At 68.7% G+C, this 24,783-nt stretch carries 15 protein-coding genes and 1 pseudogene; 7 read left to right on the forward strand and 9 right to left on the reverse strand.

Features of this window, described 5'->3' with window-relative positions:
- The first annotated feature begins 38 nt into the window (after positions 1–38).
- Both RLT57_RS30600 and RLT57_RS30605 read left to right on the forward strand, forming a co-directional pair.
- Positions 39–1,231, forward strand: a protein-coding gene (locus RLT57_RS30600; protein ID WP_311295276.1) for an IS3 family transposase whose coding sequence is annotated in 2 segments (ribosomal slippage) — positions 39–303 and positions 303–1,231 — 1,194 coding nt in all. Because the reading frame shifts where the segments join, the coding sequence is not laid out codon by codon here.
- Positions 1,232–1,491: 260 nt separating this feature from the next.
- Positions 1,492–2,697 carry an IS256 family transposase gene (locus tag RLT57_RS30605; RefSeq protein WP_311300510.1) on the forward strand — a complete coding sequence of 402 codons (1,206 nt, stop codon included), beginning with the start codon at positions 1,492–1,494 and terminating at the stop codon, positions 2,695–2,697.
- 38 nt (positions 2,698–2,735) lie between these two features.
- Here RLT57_RS30605 and RLT57_RS30610 read toward each other — a convergent pair whose 3' ends face one another.
- Both RLT57_RS30610 and RLT57_RS30615 read right to left on the reverse strand, forming a co-directional pair.
- Entirely contained in the window at positions 2,736–3,056 is a 321-nt protein-coding gene (locus RLT57_RS30610; RefSeq protein ID WP_311295275.1) for a pentapeptide repeat-containing protein, read from the reverse strand.
- An 11-nt stretch (positions 3,057–3,067) separates the two neighbouring features.
- Positions 3,068–3,568 (reverse strand): hypothetical protein, encoded by a 501-nt coding sequence (locus RLT57_RS30615; protein ID WP_311295274.1) that lies wholly within the window; start codon positions 3,566–3,568, stop codon positions 3,068–3,070.
- Between the two features lie 161 nt (positions 3,569–3,729).
- On the opposite strand from RLT57_RS30615, the gene RLT57_RS30620 reads away from it, so the two are divergent.
- Together RLT57_RS30620 and RLT57_RS30625 are read left to right on the forward strand one after the other, a co-directional pair.
- On the forward strand, positions 3,730–4,926 hold the full coding sequence (locus RLT57_RS30620; RefSeq protein WP_311295273.1) for an exonuclease SbcCD subunit D: 1,197 nt from the start codon (positions 3,730–3,732) through the stop codon (positions 4,924–4,926).
- Entirely contained in the window at positions 4,926–7,934 is a 3,009-nt protein-coding gene (locus RLT57_RS30625) for an SMC family ATPase (protein ID WP_311295272.1), read from the forward strand. The genes RLT57_RS30620 and RLT57_RS30625 overlap by 1 nt, the downstream gene beginning before the upstream one ends.
- Positions 7,935–8,068: 134 nt before the next feature.
- On the opposite strand, the pseudogene RLT57_RS30630 reads toward RLT57_RS30625, so the two are convergent.
- The 3 genes and pseudogenes from RLT57_RS30630 to RLT57_RS30640 all read right to left on the reverse strand — a co-directional run.
- Positions 8,069–8,230 (reverse strand): annotated as a pseudogene (locus RLT57_RS30630) (IS5/IS1182 family transposase); the annotation flags it as partial.
- A 358-nt stretch (positions 8,231–8,588) separates the two neighbouring features.
- Entirely contained in the window at positions 8,589–9,821 is a 1,233-nt protein-coding gene (locus RLT57_RS30635; protein WP_311295271.1) for a hypothetical protein, read from the reverse strand.
- 296 nt (positions 9,822–10,117) lie between these two features.
- Entirely contained in the window at positions 10,118–13,597 is a 3,480-nt protein-coding gene (locus tag RLT57_RS30640; protein WP_311300502.1) for a hypothetical protein, read from the reverse strand.
- Positions 13,598–13,945: 348 nt separating this feature from the next.
- Here RLT57_RS30640 and RLT57_RS30645 point away from each other — a divergent pair, with 348 nt between their 5' ends.
- The 3 genes from RLT57_RS30645 (at position 13,946) to RLT57_RS30655 (ending at position 17,790) form a co-directional block, all read left to right on the forward strand.
- A complete protein-coding gene (locus RLT57_RS30645) occupies positions 13,946–15,103 on the forward strand; it encodes a patatin-like phospholipase family protein (protein WP_311300503.1) in 1,158 nt (385 codons plus the stop codon).
- Between the two features lie 327 nt (positions 15,104–15,430).
- Complete coding sequence (locus RLT57_RS30650; protein ID WP_311300504.1) at positions 15,431–17,419, forward strand: hypothetical protein; 1,989 nt, start codon at positions 15,431–15,433, stop codon at positions 17,417–17,419.
- The gene (locus RLT57_RS30655; protein ID WP_311300505.1) at positions 17,419–17,790 is read left to right on the forward strand and encodes a hypothetical protein; all 372 of its coding nucleotides are present in this window, start codon (positions 17,419–17,421) and stop codon (positions 17,788–17,790) included. Before RLT57_RS30650 ends, RLT57_RS30655 begins: the two co-directional genes overlap by 1 nt.
- 256 nt (positions 17,791–18,046) lie before the next feature.
- On the opposite strand, the gene RLT57_RS30660 is transcribed toward RLT57_RS30655, so the two are convergent.
- The 4 genes from RLT57_RS30660 to RLT57_RS30675 all read right to left on the reverse strand — a co-directional run bounded on the left by RLT57_RS30660 (position 18,047) and on the right by RLT57_RS30675 (position 24,137).
- Positions 18,047–19,021, reverse strand: coding sequence for a hypothetical protein (locus tag RLT57_RS30660; protein WP_311300506.1), 975 nt, complete (start codon positions 19,019–19,021; stop codon positions 18,047–18,049).
- Between the two features lie 364 nt (positions 19,022–19,385).
- The gene (locus tag RLT57_RS30665; protein ID WP_311300507.1) at positions 19,386–22,079 is read right to left on the reverse strand and encodes a DEAD/DEAH box helicase; all 2,694 of its coding nucleotides are present in this window, start codon (positions 22,077–22,079) and stop codon (positions 19,386–19,388) included.
- Positions 22,080–22,104: 25 nt separating this feature from the next.
- A complete protein-coding gene (locus tag RLT57_RS30670) occupies positions 22,105–22,725 on the reverse strand; it encodes a hypothetical protein (RefSeq protein ID WP_311300508.1) in 621 nt (206 codons plus the stop codon).
- Between the two features lie 77 nt (positions 22,726–22,802).
- Positions 22,803–24,137, reverse strand: coding sequence for a hypothetical protein (locus RLT57_RS30675; RefSeq protein ID WP_311300509.1), 1,335 nt, complete (start codon positions 24,135–24,137; stop codon positions 22,803–22,805).
- Between the last annotated feature and the right edge of the window lie 646 nt (positions 24,138–24,783).

The raw sequence follows: 24,783 nt of genomic DNA on the forward strand, positions 1-24,783 counted from the left end.
CTGGGTTACGATTCCGGGCGTAAGGAGAGGCACGAGCAATGCCAGCACCCCGTAAGTACCCTGATGAGCTTCGTGAGCGCGCGATCCGTGAGGTCCGCTCCACGGGCCGCCCGGTGGCCCATGTCGCCCGCGACCTGGGTATCCACAAGGAAGCCCTGCGCGGCTGGGTCCGCCAGGCCGAGGCGGACGCCGGTGAGCGTGACGACCGGCTCACCACTGCCGAGAGGGATGAGCTGAAGGAACTCCGGAAGGAGAACGGCGAGTTGAGGCGGGCCAACGAGATTTTGAAGGCCGCCTCGGTGTTTTTTGCGCAGGAGATCGACCGTCCCCGGACGAGGCCGAGCAGGTGATCGACCGCCTGCGCGACGAGGGCCTCGGGGTCGATCCCGTCTGCCGGGTGCTGAATCTGTCCCCGTCGACCTACTTCGCCCGCAAGTCTCGGCCGAAGTCTCCTCGCCGCCTGCGCGATGAAGAGCTGAAACCGCTGGTCACGGCCGTGTGGGAGGACTCCGGCCGGACGTACGGGGCCCGCCGGGTCGCCCGCGCGCTGGTCCGCGCCGGCCACCAGGTGGCACGTTGCACGGTCGAGCGGCTGATGCGCGAGCTCGGCATCGAAGGCGTCATCCGCGGCCAGCGGCGCCGCACCACCATCCCGGAACCGTCCGCCCCGCGCCCGCCGGACCTGGTCAACCGCCGCTTCACCGCCGAGCGCCCGAACCGGCTGTGGCTGGCCGACCTGACCTACATCCGCACCTGGTCCGGCTGGGTCTACGTCGCCTTCGTCCTGGACGTGTTCTCCCGCCGGATCGTGGGCTGGCAGGCCGCCACCCACATGCGCACCGACCTGCCACTGGACGCGCTGGAGATGGCGCTGTGGCGGCAGAGGATCAAGAAGGACGCCGACCTGATCCACCACAGCGACAGAGGGTCGCAATACGTGTCCATTCGGTATACGGAACGTCTCGCTGAAGTCGGCGCCTCGGCGTCGGTCGGCTCCGTCGCGGACAGTTACGACAATGCGATGGCCGAGGCCCTGAACGGCACGTTCAAAGCCGAGTTGATCGAGCATCAGGGGCCATGGCAGGACTTCGACGAGGTCGAACGGGCCGTCTTCCAGTGGGTCGCGTGGTACAACGCTGAACGGCTCCACTCCGCCCTCGGCTACCTCCCGCCCGACGAGTACGAACAGGCGTATTGGGCGCAACTGGAGCAAGCCCCGCTGACCGCTTGATCACACGATCGCAGACTCCACGAAACTCAGGGCACCTCAGGACCCCACGGAGGTCCGCCGTTGGATCACGGCCTTCATCCGCATCGAATTCCTAGAGACCGGCCTGTTCTTCTGGAAAACCACCTGGAACAGCATGGGGAGTGTCTAATAAACGGCGGATCTGTTGATCATGGAGACGCCAAGTGAGTGAGATGACCATCGAGCACGAGTCCGTGGCTGAGCCGGTCGCTGTGGCCGCGTCGGACGAGCAGTTGATCGCGATGCTGGTCGACCGGGCTCGGAACGAGGGCCTGCAGCTGACCGGCGAGGGCGGGCTTCTGCAACAGCTGACGAAGCGGGTGCTGGAGTCTGCCCTGGAGGGCGAGATCACCGGCCACCTCGGCTACGGCAAACACGACGCGGCCGGCCGGAACACCGGCAACAGCCGCAACGGCACCCGGTCCAAGACCGTGCTGACCGATGTCGGACCGGTCGAGGTGAAGGTGCCCCGGGACGTGGAGGGCAGCTTCGAGCCGCAGATCGTCAGGAAGCGGCAGCGACGGCTGACCGGCGTCGACGAGATGGTGCTGTCGCTGTCCGCGAAGGGACTCACCCACGGGGAGATCTCCGCGCATCTGGCCGAGGTCTACGGCGCCGAGGTCTCCAAGCAGACCATCTCAACGATCACCGACCAGGTGATGGAGGGCATGGCCGAATGGCAGAACCGGCCACTTGACCGTGTCTATCCCGTTTTGTTCGTCGATGCCATCAACGTCAAGATCAGGGACGGGAAGGTCGCGAACCGGCCCGTCTACGTCGTCATGGCCGTCACCGTCGAAGGCACCCGCGACATCCTCGGCATCTGGGCCGGCGACGGCGGCGAGGGAGCGAAATACTGGCTGCAGGTCTTCACCGAGCTCAAGAACCGCGGCCTGGACGACGTGCTGATGTTGGTCTGCGACGGGCTCAAGGGCCTGCCCGACGCGGTCGAGACGGTCTGGCCCCGCACCATCGTGCAAACCTGCATCGTCCACCTCCTGCGCAACAGCTTCCGCTACGCGGCCCGCCAGGACTGGGACAAGATCGCCAAGGCGCTCAAGCCCGTCTGCACCGCACCGAACGAGGCCGCGGCGGCCGAACGCTTCGGGGAGTTCCAGGACGCCTGGGGGAAGAAGTACCCGGCGATCATCAAACTGTGGGAGAACGCCTGGGCCGAGTTCGTGCCCTTCCTCTCCTTCGACGTCGAGATCCGCACAGTCATCTGCTCGACGAACGCCATCGAGTCCGTCAACGCCCGCATACGCAAGGCCGTCCGGGCCCGCGGACACTTCCCCACCGAGGCCGCCGCCCTGAAGTGCATCTACCTGGCACTGATGAGCCTGGACCCGACCGGCAAGGGCCGCAAGCGCTGGACCATGCGCTGGAAGGCACCCTTGAACGCCTTCCAGATCGCCTTCGAAGGCCGGCTCACCCCGGCCAACAACTGAACCTCAACAGCCAAGATCAGCCGTTAAATTGACAGACCCTACCTGAGCGTCGCATCAGTCAGCTTCGCCTCGTCCAGATACGCGTCGTGCAGGTTTGCGCGGGTCAAGTTGGCGCCGGTCAGATCCGCGCGCAGGACGGTCGTCCGGCTCAGGTTCGCGCCGGCCAGGTCAGCGCGGGTCAAGTTAGCGGCGGATAGCTCCGAGGCGGTCAGCTGCGCTCCGCGCAGATCCACGCCGATCAGCTGTTCCCCCCGCAGCATCGCACCGAACAGCTCTAATCCGCCTACGTCGGCGTTGGCTCGCAAGATCGTCTCGGGAAGATTTGATCTTCCCACTGTTGCCTCTTCCAGGTAACTCACTGCCACGAATGTCAGAGCGTCGGTCGGGGATGGGCCTCGTCGGCGGTGATGCCGACGAGGTCGGCGACCTCACCGGGCCCGTCGTCGTCTTCGAAGTGCTGATGTGCGCTCAGGCGCGATACGGCTTGTGCTTGTTGATCCACTCGCCGGCCGGAATGGTGGTGCGCTGGTATGCCACCGCGGCGTCCTGGTTCAGGGGGTAGACAGGCCGCGGTCGGCGAACTCGGCGCTGATCTGCCAGGTGGGGAGACCAGGGAGAAACGCAAAGGCCCATGTGGGGCGAAGTCGTCGACGCGGAAGCCGGTGTCGGCCACGGGATGGGACTGGCCGTTGTATGAGATCGGCGGGCCTTCGCTCGGACCGGCGCGCCATTGCCAGGGCCATTCCAGGCCGAGCAGGGGGTACGGGGGGCGTTCGGTCTGCTCGACGGGGATGATGAAGCCGGCCATCACGTTCTCCAGGTCCACGCCGGCGCCGAGGATATTCGCGCCCTGCTCGTCGCACCACTGCATCCACGCCAGCTCCTCGCGGCGACGCTGTGACCGTGCGGCGTCACGCAGCGAGCCGCGGGAAGAGAAGGTATCTCCTTATCTCATATCATCTACTCATAAGTAAGGAAGAATTTCAGTGAAACGGCGTCAGATAGGCGCTGCGGTCGCTACGGTTCGTCATCATGCGGTTTCTGCACACCTCGGACTGGCACCTGGGCCGCCGGTTCCACGGAGAAGACCTGATCTCCGCCCAGAGCACCTTCCTCGATCACCTGAACGACACGGCCCGCGCCGAGAACGTCGACGCGATCCTTATGGCCGGCGACATCTACGACCGGGCCATCCCCAGCCTGGACGCGGTCCGCCTGTTCAACCGGGCCCTGCACCAGCTCGCCGACCTCGAGATACCGATCGTCATGATCAGCGGAAACCACGACTCGGCCCACCGCCTCGGCGTCGGCTCCGGCCTGTTCGCCCGCGCCGGGATCCACCTGCGCACCGACCCGGCCACCTGCGACGTCCCCGTCGTCCTGACCGACGAGCACGGACCGGTCGCCGTGTACGGGGTGCCCTACCTCGAGCCGTCGATGGTCCGCGGCCAACTGGAGGCGGAGGCCACCTCGCACGCCGCGGTGCTGACTGCGGCCATGGACCGGGTCCACACTGATCTCACCAACCGGCAGCCGCCCGGGACCCGCTCGGTGGTCATCGCCCACGCCTTCGTCACCCCCGGCACCGGGCAGGACGATGAATCCCAGGCGGAGGAGTCGGCCAGCGAACGCGACATCAGCGTCGGCGGTGTCGCCCACGTCGGCGCCGACGTCTTCGACAGCATCGACTACGTCGCCCTCGGCCACCTCCACGGCCCCCAGAGGGTCACCGACCGCGTCCACTACAGCGGCTCCCCGCTGCCCTACTCCTTCTCCGAAGCCGACCACGTCAAGTCCTTCACACTGGTCGACCTCACCCCCGGCACGGCCCCCACGGTCACCCGCCTGCCCTGCCAGACCCCCCACCGCCTGGAACGCGTCGAAGGCCTCCTGGACGACCTGCTCACCGACCCCGCCCACGAACCACTCAAGGACGCCTGGCTCGAGGTCACCCTCACCGATGCGGCCCTGCCGTTCGAGGCCATGGCCCGGCTGCGCCGCCGCTTCCCCCACACACTCAGCCTCAAGCACCAGCGCGCCTTCATCCCTGCCCAAGCCACCGAGACCCCCACCTACGCCGAACGTCTCCGCGGCCGCAGCGAACTCGACATCGCCTGCGATTTCATCACCGACATGCGCGGCACCGGCCCCACCCCCGACGAACACGCCCTGCTCCAGCAGGCCGTCGACTCCGCCCGCGTGAACGAACTGCAGAAGGAAATCGTCTGATGCGCCTGCACCACCTCACCCTGCAGGCTTTCGGACCCTTCGCCGGCACCCACACCGTCGACTTCGATGCGCTGTCCGCCGACAACCTGTTCCTCCTACACGGCGACACCGGTGCCGGCAAGAGCACCCTGTTCACCGCTATCTGCTTCGCCCTGTACGGCGAACCCCCGGTCGACCGCGACCTTCTGCTGCGCAGTCACCACGCCCCGGCCGACCTGCTCACCCAGGTCACCTTGGACGTCACCATCGCCGGCCACCGGCTGCGCATCGAACGCGAACCCCAGCAGACGCGCCCCAAGCGAAGCGGTAAGGGCGAGACCGTCCACAAGGCCGAGACCCGGCTCCAGCGGTGGACGACCGACTCCCTCGGCCAGGGCCACTGGGAACCCTCCAGCAGGTCCCATCAGGAAACCGGCAAGGAGATCAAAGACCTCCTCGGCATGAGCCGGACCCAGTTCTGCCAGGTCGTCCTCCTGCCCCAGAACGAGTTCACCAAGTTCCTCTACGCCGCCGCGCCCCAGCGCCGCGAACTGCTGGGCAAGCTCTTCCATACCGACCGGTACGCGCAGATCGAACGCTGGCTGAACGACCACAGCCGCACCACCCAGAAGAACCGCGACGCCGCCCGCGACGAAGTGCTGCATCTGGCGGCCCGCATCCACCAGGCAGCCGGACCGGACCTGAAATCCGAGCACGACGCCCCCACCTCCGACGTCCCGCACGCCCTGACCGACCCTGCCCTTGCCTGGGCCCGGGACCTGACCCAGGCAAGCCAGGCCGACGCCCTCACAGCCCAGGCCGACGCCGAGAAGGCAAAGAAGAACCAGGTCGAGTACCAGACCCTGGAAGCCGCCACGCGCGTGCTGCATCAGCAGCAGACCACTCATGCCGCCGCCCGCGCGGAACTGGACCGGCTCCACGAGCAGACCCCTCACCAAGAAGCCCTGAGCCGGAGCCGTGAGCAGGCCCGACGCGCCCAGCAGCTGGCGCCGCTGCTGCACGCCGCCCGCACCGCCCGCACCGACCACATCCACGCCCAGGACACCGAAAGCGCCGCCCGAAGCCGGCTGCTCCCTGAACACGCCACACTCCAGGCAGCTGACCTCGCAACGGCCGGGCAACGCATGCGTGACGACATCGCTGTGCTGAGCACCCTGCTCCCCGAAGAGACCAACCTTCGCCAACTCACCGCCGACCTGGAACGGATCGACGGCGAGCGGCAGGACTTCACCGTCCAGCAGCACGTCGCCCGTGACTGGCTCGATCAGGAGACCACCCATCGCGCCGCCCTGGATGCCCGCCGGGAAACCGCCCGCAAGGCCGAGGAGGAGGGCCGCCGCCACCAGGATCAGCTGGAGACCCTGACCTTGCGCGTGGAGGCCGCCGAGCGCCGCGACGCCCACCTCGCGCAGATCACCGCCACCGAACAGCGCCTGGCCGCCGCTCAGCAAACCACCGAGATGGCTGCCCAGGACCACATCGATATCCGCCGCCGACGCACCGAGGGCATGGCCGCCGAACTCGCCGCCAGCCTCACCGACGGCGCGCCCTGCCCGGTCTGCGGCTCGTGCTCCCACCCGGCCCCCGCCGCAGCTCCCGAGGGGCAGCCCACCCGCGAGGACGAACAAGCCGCCGAGGACACCCACCAGCGAGCCCAGCAGCAGCGCGACGCGATCGCCAGCGAACTGCAGCAGCTGCGCGAGAACGCTGCCACCGCGACCGGCGAAGCCGGCGACACCCCGCTGGCCGACCTCACGGCCGAACACGAGGCCCTCATTACGCAGCTGTCCGACGCCCTCCAGCGAGCCGCAGACCGTGGGGCCGCCGACGAGGAACTCCTCGCCATGGACCGCGAACACGCCGCCATGACCCAGCAGCTCAACCTCACCACCGCCGCCCTGTCCGCCCGCAACGCCACCTACGACACCCAGTCCCAGCGGCAGGCCGAGCTCACCAAGAAACTCGACGACGCCCGCGGCACCGCCCCCACCCTCGCAGCCCGTATTGACGAGCTCACCCGCACCGCCGACCACCTCAAGCAGGCCGCCGAGGCATCCCGCACCGCCGCCATCGCTGCGGAGACCCGCGACACCCGCACCACCGAGGCCACGGCCGCCGCCTCAACCCAGGGCTTTGACACCCTGGCCGCCGCTGAGCAGGCCCTGCTCAGCGCGGAGGACCTAGGCAACATCGAAGAAGAGATCAACCAGTGGCGCGAGGCCCGCGCCACCCACCAAGCCGTCCTCGACAACCCCGCCCTGCAGCAGGCCGCTGCCCAGCCGCCCGCAGACGTCGACGCCGCAGCGGTCCGACGCGGCGCCGCAGACGACCAGTACGTCCAAGCAGCCGCCACCGCCGGCAACGCCCAGGCCCGCACCACGGAGCTCACTGGCCTCGCCGCCACATTGGGCGAGGCTGTTGAGCGACTGGAGGCACTGGATAAGGCCCACAGCACCGCCCGCCACCTCGCCGACCTGGCCACCGGCAACTCAACCAGCGCCCGGGTCCGCATGCAGCTGGAGGCCTACGTCCTGGCCGCACGCCTCGAACAGGTCGTCGCCGCTGCCAACACCCGCCTCCAGCTGATGTCCGAGGGCCGCTACACCCTGCGCCACTCCGACCACCAAGCCGCCCACGGCGCCCGCTCGGGCCTCGGCCTGGAAATCACCGATGCTTGGACTGGCCGCCCCCGCAAGACCGATACCCTCTCCGGCGGCGAATCCTTCTTCGCCTCCCTGTCCCTCGCCCTCGGCCTGGCCGATGTCGTCACCCATGAAGTCGGCGGGAACCCCCTGGACACCCTCTTCATCGACGAGGGCTTCGGCACTCTCGACGACGACACCCTCCACAAGGTCCTCGACGTCCTGGACTCCCTGCGCGCCCACGACCGCACTGTCGGCGTCATCAGCCACGTCCCGGAACTGCGCCGCCGTATCACCCAGCGCCTGTACGTCCGTAAAGGTCTCACCGGCTCTACCCTTGTGCACCTGACCGAAGCAGCCGAATAGCCGGGCCCCGGTGGGCGGAGTCATCGCCATGCTCTCCAGGGCGCCTTGACCACCTACACCGGAGCCAACGACGCTCCGATCGACGTCGTCGACGGCGACAAACTGGTCACAGGCATACTGTGCCTTTTCCAACCTCAGCTTGACGTCGCCAGGTGAAGCGTGTGGACGGCTTTGACTAGGTTGGTGATGCGGGTCGTGCTGCAGCGGAGCTTGCGCAGCAGCCGCCAGGTCTTGAGGGTGGCCATTGCCTGCTCGCCCAGGGCGGGGATCCTGGCGTGAGAGGCGCTGAGTGCCTGCTACCTGCGGAGAGCCTCGAATCCAAGGGCTTGACCTGGTGCCCGTGCCGCACGTACTCCTCGACACGCACGACATGAAATCGACCGTCGCCCAGGTCGAGACGCAGCCTCTGTCTGTTCATTGCGCGAAGGAAGTCCTCATTGTCCCTCCACAACTGGGAGTGTTGCCCTGAAAGCATGCCGCCCTCCGCCTCGTTCCGTACGGCAGGCCGTCATCGGTACCACCAGCGGACGCCCCAGCACGGGAGTCGCTTCGTCCTAGGAACGCTTACAGGCATATGCCCACTTCGCCCGGGCCTTCCGCAGGTGCTGCCCCACTCTGCCTGTAGTGCTGGGGGAGGGTTGGACCAAGTGGGCGTTATTCGAAAGCGCTGATGACCATGTCAAGGATGGCGCGAATGCCAGACCAGTCCTGCGTCTCTGTCAAGGAATGGTCTTTCTGTGCAGCACGGAGTTTGCCGGCGTAGGCGGTTTGAACTGCCGTCTTGCCTGTGATCTCTCCCTGGTACTGCTGGCTTCCGGGGCTGTAGTTGCCCCACTGCACGGGCCTGAGGGCTCCGTCCAGTTCCAGGACGTCGCGGCCGAGGTAGATCTCGATGGATCCAGCGAGACCGTTGACGTCCGCATAGCTGGGCTGGCCCTTGGGCGCGTCGGTGGTCGGCGGACCCAGCGTCGGGTAGTTCTCTGCGATCTCCAGCCGCGGATACTGCAAAACCTTGATGTTTTCGGGCAGTTCCCGGCCGCGTAGTCGTCGCAGCGCATCCGAGGCGGCGGTGTCGTTATCGAACAGGGCGACGACCGGGTTGGCGATGCCGGCGCTGGCGAACGCCAAGACGGTCGTCACCAGGGAGCCTGCCCCTCCTTGGGCGCCGACACCGTAGTCCATGAACCGGACGAGATCGGTGAGGTGGGGATAGAGCAACTCGAGGGCCGGTTCCAGGATGGCCACGTCGCTGCTTCCTTCGGTGAGTACCACGACGGGAGCCTGCTCCAGCGCGGTGGCGTGCATCTCGTCAACAGTTTTGCTGCACAGGCGCAACAGGTCACTGTCCGGGTCACCGTCGGTCTCGGCCACGTACATGACCACTGTGCTGTCCGGGAGCGCCAGAAGGGCAACCTGGAGGGCATCGACTGGGTGGAGATCACGTAGTTGCTTCAACAGCCACGACTGCTCTCCGAATGCAGAAGTATCGGTGGTTTCCGCGGGGGGCTTGCGGAAGTCGCGGATCCAGTCTGCGGCTCCGTAGCCCTTCAAGAAGCGCCGTTCGGCTGTCTCTTCGGTGGTGGGTTCGAGCGTGACGCCGATGGGGAAGATCGGGGACTCGGACTCCCGCAAAGCTTGTTCTAGGCGTCCGCGCGCGGCGTCCGGGGTGATGCCCAGCAGGCTCAGGCGCCGAGATATGGCGCGCCCCTGGCCGCACAGCGAGTAGACATCGTGGACGACGTCAGCCGAGGCCTGGGGATCGGTGATGCTGACCGACTCGACCGTGAGCATGTCGTCGGTGAACGCTGCGAGGAGGATGTTGTCCAGTCCGTCCCGCAGTCGGCTGACCTGCATATTGTTCACCCACAGGCCCTCCCAGCTGTCCACGCGTCCCCCTTCGCGCCTGCACGCAGGCTGTCGTTGCCGGTTCCCATCCTGGCCGATCGCCAGTTGTGCTTCGTCGCCGCCTGTCGGTAATCCTCCAGTATCGGGGGGCGACCGTTGGCCGCCCGCCTCTCCACGGCGTCGTTCGCCTCCTGAACGCCTCCTGTAGGTCATCGTGTGATCAGGCGAAGTGTCCGAAGCCTGGTCCCACGAAGCATCCGTGAACTCCTGAGGCCCTGGGACGGTCGTCCGGTTGCCGTACTTCCCGCTGGTTTTTGCCCGGGCCCGCCCGCCAGCAGCTAGCGGCGCTGCCGGGCCTTACTGCTGGCTTTGCGGGCACGATGGGGCTTCCTGCGCGGGGGAGGGGAGTTGCTGGTGGTGACGGGGACGAGGGCGGCTGCGACGAGGCCGGCGTTGGCGGCTTGGGCGAGGCGCAGAGCGAAGGCGTGAGGAGAGGAGAGGGCGCCTTGGTGTGGGGGCAGATGGAGGTCGAACGCGAAGCCGTACAGGACCAGGGCGCGGCCGCGCGCCCGAGCCGCGCTATGCCATTCACGGGTGGCCGCGACCGGGGCTTCTGCCAGCAGAACTTCCTGCGGGCCGCGCAGGCGCAGCGTGGAGTTGTCGAGGTGGAGGTGGAGGTCGGCGACTGCGGGGACGCTGGTGTGGGCGCCGAGCATGCGCCGGAAGCCGTGGGCGCAGATCCGGTGGATCTGCAACTCGAACGGCTCGCCCGTTTCCAGCAGGGTGATGCCGAGCATACGAGCGGGCTCGAGGAGGACCACGGGCGTGGGGCCGGGGAAGAACCTCCGGTCTTTGGCGAGCAGGTCGGCGTTGGTGCCGATCGGCGTTGCCGCCAGTAACGCGTCGGTGGACAGGGCCAGCCGTCCACGGACCCGGCCGGAGTTGAGGAGCTCGGTAAAGCGCGCGTTGTGCTGCAGAAGTTCTGCGTTGTCGCCGAGACCGGCGTCCACGGTTGTCTGGACTTGATGGTGGTGCACATCGGTCACCATGGCGGTCATCCGTGACGCGAGGCCGTCGTAGATCCGCTCCCACACACTGTCAGGGTCGTGCGGGTCGGTGAACGTCTTGTCGGTCAACTGGCGGAGCAGGTTGCTGAACTTGAGGTGGGCGGGGCTGCTGACACGCGCAGCTTCTTCGGAGGCGAACACCTGCCAGAGGGCGTGGACGGTGTGCAGAAGCAGGATTTGAGCGTGTTCCGGGGCGTTTGCGGCGGTCGTGAGATGATCGCTGCCGGTGTCGTCCAGGAGACGGCCGAGCAGGTGGGCGGCTTGTTCGCTGCCGGTGAGGACGAAGCGCAACGCGCAGGCGGTGCCGGCGTTGTGGACCAGACGTTGGACTGAGAACCGGTACAGGCTGCGGGGTCCAGCGAAGGGCAGGAATCGCTCCAGTTCCGCCTCCGCCTGTTCCCACTTGTCCTGGGCGACGAGGGCTTCGAGGAGTAGCCTGCGCAGCTCGGCCGCGGTGGCAGTCCAGGTATGGGTAACGGCTGCCAGCGCGTCGGCCGCGGCCAGTTCGGCTTGTTCGGGACGTCCCTGTGACAGCAGGCGGGAGATGCCGAAGACGCCGGTCATCTCCCGGGACTCGGCGGTGGCTGGCAGGGCGCCCACGAGCGCGGTGAATGCGTCGAGCAGGTCGTACCAGCCGCGGCCGGCGGGCGCTGCGCCTGGCGCCTGGGCCGTCTCTGAACCGGTGAGGGTGTGCGTTTTGGTGGAGGTCTGCAGGATCAGCAGCGACTCGGTTGCCAGGACGGCTGCCATGTCAGGGTTCCGGTCGGCCAGTTTCGTCAGGTAGGGCAGAACGGCGGCCAGGTGCGAGGCGATGCGGTCGCGTGCGTTGGGCAGGTCATGCATCTGGTCCAACTGGGCGAGGATGATCCGGGCCTGCGCTGCCAGCCCTTCGTCGGGGTTCTCGCACCCGCTCAGGCAGGCCAGCTCCTGTTCCAGCAGGCCGTGGGCTTGTTCGTACTGCCCGTGGCCGTAGTGAAAGGCGGCGAGGTTGCCCATGAGGTTGGCCGCGGCGTTGTGGGCGAGGCCGGCGGTGGTGAGATGACCGACCAGAACGGCCGCATGCTGCGCCAGCAGCCAGCTCCGCTCGGCTTGGCCGGTACGCAATGCCTGAACCAGCCAGACGTCGGTGTGGGCTGCCGCCTGCGGCAGGGCGGCAGGCGCGACTGCCGTCATGTCCAGCTCACGGGCGAGGACGGACTGCAGAACCGCGTTCATCGTCACGGTGTCCTCGCTGCCGGGGAACAACTCGGCGCGAGCGGGCAGGGGCTCCGCATGCTGGATGAAGGAGACCCCCGCCAGTTCGCGGATGATCTCCCGGACGGGGCTGTCGGCCTCGTCGAGCAGGGCACGGCCCCGGGGGAGAGGTATCTCGTCCGCCGGAATGAACGCGCACGCCAGCGCCAGGTGCACCGGAATGCGGTGGGGAGCCAACCAACACAATGCAGCCAGCGCGTTCGCCGTGGGCCCCAACAGGCCCCTGGCCTCGGCGCTGGCCCGCAGGCGCTCCAGGCTCACCCGGATTGCCGCCACCAGTGTGTGCGGATACCCCGCCGGGACCGCCTCGGGGTCGTCCAGCGCCCGGGCCAGGATGGTCCGCGTGTAAGCAGGCAGACGGCTGACATCGATCCGGCAACTGGTCAGGTAGCCACCGGCGATCACGATCGCCAGCGGCCAACACTCCAAGGCCTGCACCAAAGCGGTCAGAGCCGGCCCGGCACCGTGTGCGGCCGGCAGGCGCAGACGGGCCTCAAGCAGGGCAACGCCGTCCTCCACGCTCATTGGACTGACCTCCACCACAGCGCCAGCCCCCCGCCAGTTGCCCGTCAGCGAGGTCACCAGCACATGACCGCGTCCCCTGATGGGCATCCACGACAGCGCGGCCGCCGGCACACCGTCGTCGAAGACCATCAGCCACGGCCCGGGCAGCGCCTGCAGCAGTGCATGCACCTTCTCGCGCAGCAGCACCGGGTCACTGTCGTCCACGGGTTCACCGGCGCCGGACAAGTGCGACAGCAGCCGCCTGAACGACGCTGCCAGCGACTCCTGCGAACCGGCCTCGATCCAAAAGACCGCGTCGTACCGGAAGGCGAATTGGGCGATGTAACCCGCAGCCAGAGCGGACTTCCCGATACCGGACAGGCCGCTGAGCACGCACACCGGCATCGCCCCGGGGACGCCCTGCCCGGCAGTTAACGCCTCCGTGATCTGGGCCAGCAGTTCCGGCCTGTGCACCTGCGGGAACATCGGCACCGTCCCGTAGACGATCCCGGTGTCCTGGCGGCCCACCGCCGCGATCAGCTCGTCGTCACCGACCAGCACACACTGAAGGAAGTCCGCCACCGTCCACTGCGCCTGGCTAGGATCGGCAGCCTGGTGCAGCACTTCGGATACCAGATGGCCCAGCACCAGGCTTCCCGAACGCTGGGACAGCCCATGACCGGCCTGCTCGCGCCGCTGCCTCAGCCGCAGGCCCAAGTCCTCGCGCAATTGCGCGTCATCACGGCCGTCGAACTCGATCCGTGCCCGCCCCAGCCGCTGCCACTGCACATCAGAAAGCGCCTGGCACAGCGCCCACACTCCCGGAGACCGTGCTAGAAGCTCCTCCATCCCATCGCGCAGCGAGCCCGGGGCATCCCCCTTCTGGCACAGCAACTCCGCAAGACGCAACGCGCTCCTGTCCGGCACAGCGGACGTGATCAACTGATAACGCCGCGCGTCACATCCGGTGATCAGCCGCACCAGCACCCGCACGGCCCGCGCCCGCGCTCTTGACCTGAACCGCCATCAGTGAACCACCGGCGGCATCGACTAAGTCGAAGTCCACCGAATCAATACTGCAAGGGAGACGGCATCAGTAGGGCCTTCGACCCGGCACGCGACGACCCGACTGCCGTCGGCATGGGCCAATAGCGCTTCCAACGTCCGCAGGTACTGATACTGGAATCCCCGGGCAGCTACCCGCCCGCCGTCGAGCCTTGCCATCCCGCCTCCGCTGGCCGTCCCGATGCGAGCCCAACAGGGAACTCCAATAGCCTAAGCACATCCACTGACACCGCCGCCTCGTACCGGTCGTGAAGGCTCAGCTGGGTCAGTCAGTCCTTGGCCGGCAGCTTGACCGCCGACGCGGAAGTGACCTGCGGCAACGACAGTGCGCCTCAGCGCGTACGAGTCCCTGCCGCTCTGTCCGGCGGCGGCTCCCGCGCCGCGGCTTTCCACCTCGGCTGCCTGCGTGCCCTGCACGACCGCGACCTCTTGGACCACGTCCGCGTCGTCTCCGGGATCTCCGGCGGCTCCCTCCTGGCAGCCCTATGGGCCTACGGCCCCACCGACTTCGCCGACTTCGACGCCTCCACCACCGACCTGTTGCGTTCCGGCCTGCAACGGGACATTGCACGCCAGGCGTTCACGCCCTCTGCTGTGGTGCGCAACCTCGCCGCGGCCACCTGCGCGGGCGCCCGCGGACTGCTCTCCCGCACAAGCAGCGTCAGCGTCGCCCGCCCCGCCAACCGCACCGACGCCCTGGCCACCGTCCTGACCCACAAGGCCTTCGGTACCCGGACCATGGCCGACGTCACCCATCCCGGCCTCGACATCGTCCTGACCGCCACCGACCTGGCGACCACCAACGCCGTCCGCTTCGGCAGCGCCCGCAGCGGCTGCTCGCGCTACGGCACTATCACCGAACCCATCAACGTCGCCACCGCTGTCGCCGCCTCGGCCGCCTACCCTGCGCTCCTGCCAGCGCTGGATCGCACCTTCACCTTCCAGCACCGCGACGGCCACCACCAGCAGCACACCGTCCTGCTCACCGACGGCGGCGTCTACGACAACCTCGGCCTGTCCGTCCTGGAACCCGGCCGCTCACCCCACCACACCCAGCACGTCTACGACGTCCCCTTCATCATCTCCTGCGACGCCGGCATGGGCGAACTCACCGTGAAAGCACCGCACTTCATGCTCGGCCGCCTCAGCCGCTCCTTCACCACCGTCCACCGCAAGGCACAGGACTCCGCCCGCACCCGACTGCACGAATGGGCCGCCAGCGGACGCATCGACGGCTTTGCCCTGGCCTACCTCGGCATGAAAGACGACCGCCTTCCCGCGCCACCCCCCGACCTCGTCCCGCGCAGCGCTGTCGCTACCTACCCGACCAATTTCACCGCCATGGCCATGAGCGATTTCGAGGCCATCACCACCCGAGGAGAGCAACTCATGCGCACGGTCCTGCCGATGTACCTGCGCCTCGCGCCTCGCTGAGATCCGGCAACCCGACCGCACATGACGTGTCTGCGCCGCCCCGGGCACCCTCGGCCCATCTCGGAAGGATGGATCTGCTTCGGTCGAGGACGAGTTCGAAATTCCGGCATCAACTGTCGGTGGCTGGCGCTAGGGTGATTGGAATCGCGCCCCGTACGGGTTGTGTGAGGGATCGCCAGGTCCGGTCAAGGCCGGAATCGCCCCTTCGCTCACCGTGCGCGGCCGGTGCATGGCGCAGGTCCGGCTACGGCCGGGATCCGCCTGATCCGGGAGCGCAGGGCCTTCCTGCGTGCCTCACCTCACGAAACGCAGGAAGCTGCCGACTCAATGACTTCGTTTGACGTGTCCACCCTGCCCGAGATCCGGGACCGCGCGCCCGCCAACGGAACCCGCAGCCTGGCCGCTGCGATCCGGCGTAGCCCGATCATCAGCCAGTCGGACTGCCAGCCCGACGAAGACGGGCTGCTCCTCCTCGCCCGCGCCGCCGAATCGCCTGGCCCCGTCAAGAGCCTCTTCGCCCAGGACCTCGGCTCGGACGGCGAACTCCACTATTTCGACGGTGGCGTGCTCGGCGGCTACAAGCAGATCATCACGCCGCCCATCCGGATTCTCACGCTCTTCGGCCTCATGGTCTCCAACGTCCGCGACGAGGAGAGCAGCGACTACAGCGGAACCGGCGACGAACTCGGTGCCGTGCCCTTCAGCCCGGCCGTCCAGAGCGCCGCGGACTCCTCCGTGTTGCAGGTGTGCAGCGACGGGCCCCGCGCGCTCGACCGTCCCGCCGAGCGCCAGCGGTGGACGATCCGGCAGGTCACCAGTTCCTCCCCGAACCGCACAATCCGTACGGTAACCACCGAAGGACAGCGGCGCCCGATCGAGGGTGCTCTCCTGCGGATCGTGGACAATCAGGGCAACTCCCTAGCACACGGGATCACGCCCATCGACGGCCACGGTCGCGCCGGCATGAAGTTCGAGGCCCTGGTTCGGTTCGCTGCTGCTCTGGGGCTCCCCTTCGAGCTCTACGGCTTCACCATGCTGGAGAAGGCCGAGCAGGAGCGCGTCATCGACACGCTCATCCCGTGCCTCCGCCAGGCGCGGGAGCAGCTCCTCTCCGCGAAGACCTCGGACGACGTCCTTGACGTCGAGGTGTCCTACCGTGGTGTTCGCACGGTGCAGGTCCGGGCAGACAGGGCGCTGGCTGCCGTGCACAGCTGGACCACGACCGCGCAGGTCGTCATCGGAGCCCGATACACGGGCCCCGGCCCGCGCGACTACACGGCCTCGCTCACCCGCCGCTACGAGACCGTGCACAGCGACCCCGAGGAACTCCGAGAAGGAGCCAAGGTCTCGCGCCTGGCTGAGCACGCCCTTGGCCGGCTCGCCGAGGCAGGCATCTTCGACCAGGTACCGGTGTACGGAGCAGCCATCGTCAGGTACATGAAGATGCCGTCCGACCGCCCTGACGGCATGGAGCTGGAGTACCTGGCCCTCATGGCGGTATGGGCCTTCAGCCGCGCCAGCACCGCCGCCAAGAACGTCTACAGCGACCTGGACATGGACGGCATCGGTCCTTCGACCCGGGCCGGCAAGCGCCGCGGCAGCGTCGTCGCGCACCTCGTGCACCGCGCCCTGCCGACCGCGAAGCCGGGTTACCACACCGCCGCGGCCCAGTCCCTGCTGGTCGGAAGCTCGGCACTGCCGCCGGCCCCTGTCTGGCGGCCCATCTCCGAGGTAATGGACGGCATCACTGCGAACCCGAACACCCCCATCGGCAAGCAGGCGCTGGCCGAAGCCCGGATCCGCACCCTGATCGCGGCCACGGCAGCTGGAGCCCTCCAGGGCGCCTACGGTGCCCAGGAGGCCACCCGCGCGCGAGGCCAGGCATCCACTTTCGTCAACCGCATGGTGACTGACAAGTCCACGGCGATCCACGCGTGGGGACGCCGTCAGTGCGAGGCCATCGTCGAGACGTACTGGACCTTCGACGGCAAGCAGGAGCTTCCGCAGGTCAGCCAGGATCTCCCGGCGCCGGGAACTCGCTACGAGCCGAAACGATCCGCCACAGGTCAGATCTCGCCCGTGACGGACGAGTGGCTGCGGGACCAGTGGAAGCTCAAGAAGAACCAGACGCAGCTGCTGGAAAACAGTGACTATGAACTGAAGATCAGCGACGCCGTGACCGACTCGCAGACCGCCATCAACAACTACACCAAGTACCTCGGGGAGGGCGGCAAGGTCTCGCAGGCGTGGAAGCCCGTGATCAGCGCCCAGGCCATGATGATGGTCGGCTCGCTGGCCAACCTGAAGGAGGAGTGATGCTGCGCTGGACCACCACCGTGTCCAGGGCGGTTGTCGAACTCCTCGGAGACGACCTGGTCATCTCCCAGCCGCAGATACGTACGCTGTGGGAAAGCACGGCAGCACTGCTCCACCACGTCGGTCTGTACATCGCTCTCGGCCATGCCCAGGAAATCCTTTACGTCGGGATGGCCGACCGGTTCCATACGCCGTCCGCGATCGGTGCCCGGCTCGGTGAGCACCTGAGCGAACCGGAGAAGCGCCGCAGCTGGGTTGCCGTAGTCGAGCTGCCGCTGCGCGAGGATTTGGGGCGCTCCGCCGTACTCCAGCACGAGTCTCGCGTCGGGGTGTTGCTCGGTCGTCCTGGAGGACACCAGCGACGGATGTAAGCCTGGGCAACGCCGGCCCTCGCTGATCGAGCTGCAACCGGGGTGGTGCCGTAAGGGCGGCACCACCCCGGTATCACGTTATTGCCCAACCGAAGGATCTGGCGGCCCGGGCCGGCCTACAGGCCACCGGGTCCTCCCGACGGACTGGCCGCCTGACCAAGCAACCCTTCCACGACCTGGTCCTCACACCTGGCGCTTACTTTTAGACACTCCCACAGCCAGCAGGCCTTCACGATTCTGAGTGCGCGTGGTGTGGTCACCGGGTGGGGAGGCGGGCTCCGCACGCGTAGGCGAGGTCGTTCACGGCGACACGGTTGGCGTCGGACAGGTTGGCGTGGACGCCGAGGGAGATGCCCACGTCGGGGTCGTTGAGGGTCGGCGTCATGACGGCGACGCCGATGAACGGGGTGGTGTCGGGCAGTAGCGTCGCCAGGCGCTGGACCCACATCCGCCCGGTGCGGATGTGGGCCAGGCTGGTGCGGGCGATGTCGAGCAGGAGGATGGTGGGCCTGGTGCCGGCCTGGCGGAGCTTCTGGTCGTCTTTCAGGGCGGCCCGCACCTGGTCCTCCACGTCCGTGAGGTGCGGGCCCGGCTCCGCGCCCCAGATGCCGCCGGTGACGGTGATGTGCGATTTTCCTGTAAGGCCGGCTTGCAGGAGCGTGACGTGGATCAGGAGGCGCTTGCGGGCCGACCAGGGCTGGTCCACGGCGGTCACCGCGGTGCCGTAGTCCTGGGTGCGCAGCCGCTGGACGGTCTCCTGGACCACCTTGTCCCGCTCGATCTTCTTGATCTGCAGGGGCCGGGAGTCGGTCCTGATGTCTACCAGGGCCGGTGGCATGACTCCAGCGAGCGCGGTCTGCAGTTCCTCGCGAAGGTCCTCCACGCCGTCCAGGCGGCGGGCCTTGACCTCGATGGCGAGGTTGATGTCGCGCAGCATCAGGTCGGGCTCGGTGGCGCCGTTGCGGCGTCCGAAGTCGAAGGGGATCCCGGCGCGGGCGAGCTTGGCGCCGGCGACCATCTCGGCTCGCGTGATCAGCAGGTCGTCGAAGGTGGAGGCTGTGCGGAAGTCACAGCGCACGCTGGCGAGCCGCTCGGGCTGCGCCGTCTCCAGGGCCTCGATGATGTTCTCGAAGGCCGCGACGATGGCCGGGGCGAAACCGCCTGGGCCGCCGTTTCCACCAGCCGAATCGAAGTGGTCGTGCAGCGGGTGCTCCTGCGCGGCCTTGGCCATCCAGCCTGCAGGAAGGGGAACGACGTGCTCAGTGAAGTCCTTCGGGGTTGTGCCGGGCGGATGTCTCACTCCCGCGGCACGGCCAGCCTAAGCGCGGGCCGCGCCGCGGCGCACCGGCTTTCCGCAGGCTCCGCCGGACCCCGGCGCCGCGACGCCCGGGCCTCCCGCCCACCCGGGCCTCCCGGGCTGGCCGGCCCGGGACCGGGCCCGTGGGCACACCCGGGGGAGCGGATTCGCTGCCGCCCTGCCCGCGCCCCCTCGGGAGGTGTCCCCGGGCGCGCCCGCTGGCGGACCGGCCGGGACGTGCCCGGCGTGACGCAGTGCGGCTGCGGCTCCGCCCCGTACGGTCCCGTGCGCTCACGTACTATGCCCATTCCATGCCGAGCGTTCGCAGTGCGTGGAGCTGTTCTTGGGTGAGTTTGTCGCGTCGTTGTTTGGTGTTGGAGATCCACACGCCGAGCTTCACGACCACCGGCTCGGCCTCCACCTGACCGTCTACTGTGATCACCTCGCTGTGTCCGCGGGGGACTGCCCGCTGGCCTTCTCTTTCGACCCACTGTGTGAGGGCGGTCAGGCCGCGTTGGAAGGCATGCTGTGCTTTGCCCGTGCCTTTCGCTGCGCTTGCGGTTGCTGGGGCGGGTGACGGTGTCGGGGTGGGCTGCAGGCCGAGTCCGGTGAGCCGTTGCTGCTGTTCGGGGGCGAGCTGTGCCCAGGTGGTCGGTTGCTTCTGGCGTTGGAGCCATGTGCCGATGTCGTCGCCGTCCCAGATGACGCCGGGTTGGATGTCGGGCAGTACGCCGCCGGGTTCGTCCGCGGCGACCTCGGCCAGGACGCGGTAGTGGCGTTGCCAATCCAGTGGCCAGGGGCAGTTCCAGTCGGGGTCGATCTCGGCGAGGCGCGCCGCGCGCGCTCGGGCCCGTTCCGGGTCTTTGCCCAGGCCGCCCTTGCGGCGGAGGTTGGCGAGGTGCTGCCCGATCGGCACAGGCCCGCTGCCGGCCGGATCGTCCCATACGGCGTCTTGTCGGGGTGCGAGGTGCCCGGTGGCACGCCGGTAGGACCGGAAGGCGCTCAGTTTGTTCTCCCAGGCTTCCTGGCCGGGTTCCCAGACCATCCCGGCCGTCGGCTCGTCCAGCAGCTCCTTGCGGCGCGGTTCCAGCTCCCCGGCCCGGTGGGCCCTGCGCTGCTGGTGCACCCACCTGCCCAGCGGGAAGTCCTTGGTGGCGCCGACTTCGGTCTCCACGTCGTACGGGATGGCGTGCAGGCCGGTGATCTTGTTCTCGGCGCGCCAGCGGGTGAGGGCTTGGTAGCCCTGGAGCCACACCAGCGAGTCGGGCGTGTAGACCCGGGTCCGCAGGAACATCGCGATCGTTGCCGCGTCCCTCGGGGTGGCGAAGTTCAGTAGCGCTGACTCGGCTGCCGCGCCGGGACCGTGCTGCTCCTGGTCTTCGCCGTCACCTTCGCCGCCGGCGCCGGTGATCCGGCCTGCCGCGTCCCGTTTGACGTGGATCTTGCTCTGCTTGCGGCTGCGGGTGAGGGCGTGGGAGGCGAGTTGCTCGACGAGGCGTTCGTCGTGGGAGCGGAGTCCTTGGAGGACGGCTACAAGGGGGCGGAACGACGCGCTGGCGACCATGTCGGTGGGGTTCTCGCCGGGTTCGAGGAAGACGGGGACGATGATGCGGGCGGTTTTGGTGGTGCCGTCGGGGTTGGGGCGCAGGGCGCGGCCGATGTTCTGGACGATCTCGACTTGTGAGCCGCGGGTGTCGGCGAAGCAGATCGCCTCGACGCCCCGGGTGCCCACGATGTCGACGCCTTCGCCGAGGACGCGAACGGATGCGAGGAAGGCGCGGTGGACGCGGCGGCCGGCGGCGTCGGTGCCGTTGGCGAACTGGCGCAGGGCCTCGCGGCGTTCGGCGACGGTGTGGTCGCCGCACAGCCACGCCGACCAGACCCGGTCCGAGGGGACGTGGCGGCCGGTCCACAGGTCGTCCGGCTCGGCGCCCAGCGGGGAGGGCGGGCGCTCGTCGGCCTGCTCCAAGGCGTGGTCGTCGACGGTGTCCTGATACAGGTCGGCGGCCGTCTCCGGCAGCTTGTCGGCGAACGCCGCTGCTTCCTCGACCCGCTGGTGGAACGTCATCACGGTGCGGAGGTTGAGGCGGGCGGCGTGCTCCAGCAGTGCGGCTTGGAGCAGCGCGAGACGCCGGCCCCGCCTGGCCTCCTGCGACAGGCCCACGAAGTAGTCGGGGTCCTCGATCTCCAGGACGTCGATCTCGAACCCGGCCAGGATCCCCCTCTCCACCGCCTCCGACAGCCCCAGTTCCGCACCGGGAAGCCAGAGCCCGAAGGTGCCCTCCGGGTCGCTGATCATGCTCGCGATCTCCAGCTCCTTGCCGCCGGCGCCCTTCTGCGGCCGGGGCGCGGCCAGGATGCGGGGTGTGGCGGTGAGGTAGAGGCGGAAGTCCGCGGGGATGCGGGCGTTGTCGTGGATCGCCGCCCATGGCCGCGCCATGTCCCCGGTAGTTCCGTGGGCTTCGTCCACGATGGCGAGGTTGAAGCCGTTCATGCGCTGTCCGTAGAGCCGGTCTCCGCCCGCCAGGGCGGCCTCCAGTGGCCCGCGGACCTTCCGCCGACCGGTCATGTCCTCGGGGTCGTCGCGGTCCACCAGGGAGGCGTACGTGGCGAACACCACGACCGGTCCGGACCCGGCCCACAGGGCGAGCTGGATCGGGTTGGTGGTGGTGCGCACTCCCAGCTCGTTCAGCACCGCGTCGTTCTCCAGGGAGCACACCGCGACCATCGGGGAGCGGTGGCCTACCGCCCGCCACGCCTGGGCGGTCTGCACCAGCAGGTCCAACGTGGGCACGGTGACGAGAATCCGGCTGTCCGGGAAGGACTCCAGCGCGCTCGCAGCGGCCATGATCGTCTTGCCGGAACCGGTCGCTGACACGATGGTGCCCCGGTTCCCCCGCGCGGGCACGGATGATCTTGCGGGGAATCCCACCCACTTCCGGAAAGCCGCCTTCTGCTTCACCTGGTGTTCCTTGAGCTGAATCGCAGACACTTTCCTTGCCTCCCGTTGCGTGAATTCAGGCGGTCTTGTGCGGGTCGTTGTAAGGCCGGTCGTCAATCCAGGTGGCCACGTTGCATTTGTGCCAGCCCTCCGGTTCCTCGCGCCGCGGGGCGTCGCCCTCGTAGTGGCCGGCCTCGCGTGTGCACACGATGACGTCGCCGGTGGCGTACTTGATGCTGCGGGCGTTGCACAGCCGGTCGGCCTCGCCCAGCGCTTCCAGGACGCGGCGGCGCTCCATGGTGTTCGGGTACGTGCGCGGCAGGACCGTCTGCCGGACGAACGCCTCCAGGCGCTCCAGCCCGGCCCGCTCCCCCTGCCGCACGTCCGCGAGATGCACGGCCAGCTCGACACCCCCGGCCGAGCGGCCGCCGTGCCGGGACCAGTCCCGGTCCGCGATGCCCACCAGGGCCTCGCTCACCGCCGTCACACCCTCGTCCCAGCCGTCCTCGAACACCGGACCCCGGGAAGCCGGCGCCATCCCGCCCAGCTCCACCACCTCGCTCTGCGCCCCGGCGACCGCCCCGGCCTCCACGGCGGCCACCAGGTCGTCCGCCTCGCCCGCGGGCCCGCCCTGCGCCTCCAGCAGCGCGAACAGCCGCAACCGGGCATTGGTGCCCGCGGTCTGGTACTGCGTCACCCTGCGCACTGGATCGCTCGACAGCGCGGCCGTCTCGGCAGGTGCACTTCGCCCGGTCGGGGGCTGCTCCGGCGCGGTCATCGCCCGCCGTCCTTGTCGCTGGTGTTGTACAGCCAGGCGTCGTGCAGCCGCTCCAGCGCGTTCGCCTCCTGGCCCTCCTGCGCCCAGACCCCTTCGAGCCACAGCGGGACGGCCTCGATCCGCTCGCAGAGCACGCAGCAGGCGGCCATGTCGACGACCAGGACGCCTTCCTCCGCGAACAGCCCGCCCGGCCCGTAGCGGGCCCACAGCCGCTCCAGCCGCGCCCGGTTGGCGTTCAGGAACTCCTGAAGGACCTGCGGGTAGGCGTCCCGGTCCGCGAGCCGCACGGTCCGCAGCGCGATGCCCACCAACTCGCGGGACTCCGCCTCCCACGGATGGGAGCTGGTGCCGGTGACGGCCGCGAAGTGCTGCTCGCAGACGGCGGAGACCTGTTCGATCAGCTCCGGGGGTGCCTCGCTTCCCTCGTCTCCCTCGTCTGTGTCGCGTTGGGCGATGCGCCGGCCTTCGGCGAGCGCGACGTCGGCGGTGGAGTCTTCGACGGGCCGGCCGGCATCCGCGCGCTCGTGCGGGAGATCGGCGGATCCGTCCAGGGCTTCGATGGTGTCGAGGTCGATCTCGGCGGCCAGGGCGTCGAGGTAGTGGCACTGGTCCAGGGTGAGGTCCAGGGCGGGGTCGTCGGCGATCCGGGCGAGGGTGGCGGCGGCGAAACCGCGTGCGACGGCCTGCACGGCGTGCCGCATCGCCTCCATCGTCGCTTCGGGGTCGTTCTGGTCGGCCGCGCCGGTGTAGCGCAGCGCGATCCCGTAGGCGTCCCAGGCCCGGCCGGCCAGCGCCTCCAGAACACTGACCACGCCCGGGTCCTGATCGTCGGCCTGGAGAAGCAGAGCGTGCGCTGCGGCCTGGGTGTCGGGCGTTCGAGGGACGCGGGCGGCCGCCGTCAGGGCCGTGCCGTGGTGGTCCAGGTAGGCCAGCAGGAACAGGGCCAGGGCCCGGCCGGGGTCGCTGGCGTGGTCGATGAAGGGCTGCTCGCTGGTCCAGCCGAAGAGGGCCTGGTGGGGCCGGGGGTGTACGCCGCTGCCGTGCGGGTCGGGGAAGACGACGGCGCGGGTGAAGAAGTCGTCCAGCAGGCTGAGCTGCTCCGCGTCCGGGTTGGCCGGCTCACGGCCGCTCACGGCCGTGAGGGCGTTGTCCAGGATGGTGGTTAGGTACCGCCGACGTGCGTCCTCCAACTGGTAGGCCCCGCCGACCGGGCGTGCCTCGGGATCCGCCCCTGCGGCTTCACCGTTCGCGAGCTTTTCGCTCTCCTGCTGCCAGCGGTCCACGGCCGGGTCGTTCTCCGGGGAGTAGGTCTCCCACCCCGAGTCGGCCATCCAGCTCCAGAGCCGCTTCAGTTCGTTCCTCCGGACCCGCCGCCAGCCGCTCCTCCGTACTGACTGCCGGTCGGTCCTGCTTTTCCAGGCCGTGAGCGGCCACCCAGAGTTCGTGAATTTGATCCGACGTCAGCCCGGTAACCTCACGTTGGATTTCCTTCCGCGCCTCATGGCGCATTTCGAAGCTCAACGAATTCAAAGCGTCCTCGCTTCTCGCGCCCCGCCCCGGTGGCCGGTGGCTGTCCCGTGTTTTCGCCAACGGTACATGCTGCATCCGTGTGATGCACCCGCTACACTGGAACCCACACGAACGAGCGCCCCCCACCCCTCATAGCCAGCCTGGCCCGCGTCAGCGGGCCCCAAGATCCTCAAGGCGCAGCCGCGAGGACCACCCAGCAGGGAAGCGCAGCGCCCCCCGCCCCGGAGCGCACCGCGCTCCCCAACACCACGCCAGGAGCCGCACACCCGAACCTGACACCCCGTCAGCACCGGCCGCGCATCGCGCGGCCAGCCGGACGCGAAGCGGCCGGCCTCCCTGCTCTCACGGAGCGAAGCGAAGGGAGAGCGCCGTGCTCCGCACGGCGCGGTGAGCGAAGCGAACCGCTGCGCTTGCACAGGGCGCAGCCCTGTGGTCCCCACTCCGCGG

Origin of the sequence: Streptomyces sp. ITFR-21 (genome assembly GCF_031844685.1) — a bacterium.
GTDB lineage: Bacteria > Actinomycetota > Actinomycetes > Streptomycetales > Streptomycetaceae > Actinacidiphila.